This window comes from Pseudonocardia sp. SID8383 (genome assembly GCF_009864975.1).
GTDB lineage: Bacteria > Actinomycetota > Actinomycetes > Mycobacteriales > Pseudonocardiaceae > Pseudonocardia > Pseudonocardia alni.
This window is the reverse complement of record NZ_WWFY01000304.1, coordinates 1-2400: the sequence shown is the minus strand read 5'-3', so window position 1 is coordinate 2400 and position 2400 is coordinate 1. Positions and strand designations below refer to the sequence as shown.

General features: G+C 73.5%; 3 protein-coding genes. 1 reads left to right on the top strand and 2 read right to left on the bottom strand.

The genetic code is table 11. The features are described from left to right. On the bottom strand, positions 1–477 hold a 477-nt coding region (locus GTW08_RS07595), incomplete at its 3' end, for a hypothetical protein (protein WP_161151660.1). A gap of 190 nt (positions 478–667) precedes the next feature. Next, the gene (locus GTW08_RS07590; RefSeq protein ID WP_062398051.1) at positions 668–1306 is read right to left on the bottom strand and encodes a sigma-70 family RNA polymerase sigma factor; all 639 of its coding nucleotides are present in this window, start codon (positions 1304–1306) and stop codon (positions 668–670) included. Between the two features lie 727 nt (positions 1307–2033). Between GTW08_RS07590 and GTW08_RS07585 the strand changes: the two genes are divergently transcribed. Next, positions 2034–2400: class I adenylate-forming enzyme family protein (locus GTW08_RS07585; RefSeq protein WP_346009873.1), on the top strand; the 367-nt coding region annotated here is incomplete at its 3' end.

Sequence of the window (2400 nt, the reverse complement as noted above, 5' to 3'; positions counted from 1 at the left end):
GGCCTCGGCGTCGCGGGCCGGTCCGGCCGGGGCACCCACCTGCTCCGGATGGTCCGGGTGGTCCGACGGCAGCACGTGGCGGCCGCGGCGCGGACGGCTGCTGCGTCCGGTCGGGTCGTCCGCGGCCGGGGCGTGCTCGCCGGCGGCGCGGCGGTTGGACACCGCGTCCCAGTCGAGGTCGTCGGCGATCGGAGGGCCGATCGGCGCGGTGAGGTCGGCCTGGTCGACGCGGTCGAACCGGTCGCCGAACGGGGACCCGCCGGACTGCTGTCCGACGCCCTCCTGGGCCAGCACCTCGAACAGCCGCGCCCGCATCCGGGCCGAGGAGTGCGGATCGGGCGAGAGATCACGCCGCGAACGGTCCAGCGCGGCGGCCAGCGCGATCTCGTGCGCCAGCTCCTCCGATGCAGGGGCACCCGCCGGCGCACGGTCGAAACCGTCGTCGCCGGGGTACCCGTCGTCCCATGCCCTGGGCATGCCGTCCGTCCTCACTGCAGTCTCGCGCTGCTCGTCGGCGCGTGTGGCGCCGTCAGTGCACGCCGGTCTGTACAACGACCGACCGCGGACGAGGTTACGGCCTTCAAACCGTTCACCGCATCGAGTAGTGCGTTCGGCGCAGTGATCGACACACCCTCTCGCGTTCCGGCTGATCCGGCGGCAGACCCGCTCACCGCAGACCGTCCGGGAGGAGCTGCGCCAGACGACGCACCGCGCGGTGCTGCAGCGCCTTGACCGCACCCTCGTTGCGGTCCATCAGCTCGGCGGTCTCGGCGACCGACAGGCCCTTGAGGAACCGGTACTGGATGCATTCGCGCTGGTCGGAGTTGAGCTTGGCGATCGAGGCCAGCAGCTCGTCGTTGGTGGCCATGTCGAGTACCTGCTGCTCGGGACCACCGGTGCTGGGCGACAGCTCGACGATCTCCGAGGTCGTCTGCTCCAGCCGGAACCGGCTGGACTTGACGTAGTCGAAGATCAGGTTCCGGGCGATGGTGACGAACCAGGCCCCGATGTCGCGGCCCTGGTAGCTGACCGAGGAGATCCGGCGCAGTGCCCGGACGAAGGTCTCCTGCGTCACGTCCTCGGCGAAGGACCGGTCGCCCATCCGGAACAGCACGTACCGGTAGACCACGTCGTGGTAGCGCTCGTAGAGCTCGCCGAACGCGGCCGCGTCGCCGGCCTGGCAGGCCTCGACCAGGGCCCAGGAGCTGTTCGCGTCCTCGACGGCGCGGGCGGCCTCGTCGGCCGGGTCGGCCTCCGGGCGCTGCAGCTCCTGCGAGATCTGCGGTGCCTGTCGTGGCATCGGCATGTCCTGCTCGGTACGGCCGGGCGGACCCGACCGGGTGGTCCGGCCGTCCGGGCGGTGTAGGGCGGGGCCTGCGGGGTACGTGGGGGGAGCGTCGACCAGGGGAGCGGACGCGATCGGCCCCGTCGGCTGGGACGGTGCAGAGGTCGCTGAAGTCACGGACACCTCCCCGTCCGGCTGGGGGCGGACGGTGTCGGGTCTGTCCTGGCCGGGTTCGGGGGCCCGGTTCGGACGGACGGTCTCGGGGATGGTCTCGGAGCGCTGCTGTCGGAGCAGGCGGTGCGGTCGCATCGGCCGGGTCATGGATCCCGGGGGGTCGGACGGGGTACGGCTCGGCGGGCGACCCGGCCGGCGGGGACCGCCGGCGCGTCCCGCGCGGCGCGGCGCGGTGTGCGCCGTGGCGCGCTGGCGTCGAGCTGCATGCCACTCCCTCGGGTGAGTCGCGCGACGAACCGGCGGTTCACGCGTTGAACTTCATGTAGCGGCGGAGCATAGACGTCTGTCGAGTGGCGCAACGCACTCGCCGCCTCTCGTCGCGTGCCGTTCCGGCGAGCGGCCCGATACGCGCGGTGGACGAACCGTGCGCGAAGCGTGTCCGAATCGACACGTGGCGTACACAGCGGTGAGCGGTCCCTCGGGACACGACGGTCGTGGCCGGGTTTGGAACACTGACGGCGACGCGTGCCGACGAGCCGACCCCGCCCCGGCGGGTCCGAGGATGGAGACCGCCGTGCCGAGTTCCGACCCCGTGCCGGGCCACCGTCCCGACCGGCCCACCCACCTCGCCGACCTGGTGGCGCGCAACGCCTCCGAGCGTCCGGGCCACGACGCCGTCCGTGACCTGTCCGGCGCGGCGCCGCTCACGCTGACCTGGTCGGCGTTCGACGCCGCGGTCTCCGCCGAGGCCGCCCGGCTGCGTGCGGCGGGTGTCCGCCACGGCGACCGGGTCGCGATCGGCCTGCCCGACGGCGCCGGCTACTGCGTGGCCCTGTTCGGCGCGCTGCGGGCAGACGCGGTCGTCGTACCGTTCGGCGCGGGCTCGGTGACCCGCGAGCTCGAGGTCGTGCTCGACCAGGCCCGGCCGGTCGCGGTCGTCG